1 protein-coding gene is annotated in these 233 nt (G+C 76.0%); it reads left to right on the top strand.

Annotated features, from left to right (window positions below):
* Positions 1–233, top strand: a 233-nt coding sequence (locus tag R0J87_RS25010; RefSeq protein ID WP_498889724.1) for a CYTH domain-containing protein, incomplete at both ends; no start/stop codon positions are given.

Below are 233 nucleotides of genomic sequence, written 5' to 3'. Positions count from 1 at the left end.
GCAGTACTTCGACACAGCCGACGGCGATCTCGCCCGTGCTGGGGTGGCGCTGCGCCGTCGCACCGGCGGCCCGGACGAGGGCTGGCACGTGAAGGGACCGCGGGAGGGCGACGGCCGGCTCGAACTCGGCTGGCCGCTCGGCGAGGGCGACGAGCTCCCCGGGGCCGTGGCCGACACCGTGTCCGCCTGGACAACCGCGCCACTCACCCCGCTCGCCCGCATCCGCAACGACC

The sequence above is a fragment of the Halomonas sp. SIMBA_159 genome (assembly GCF_046536035.1).
Classification (GTDB): domain Bacteria; phylum Pseudomonadota; class Gammaproteobacteria; order Pseudomonadales; family Halomonadaceae; genus Vreelandella; species Vreelandella venusta_A.
This window is presented reverse-complemented; position numbering and strand designations above follow the sequence as displayed.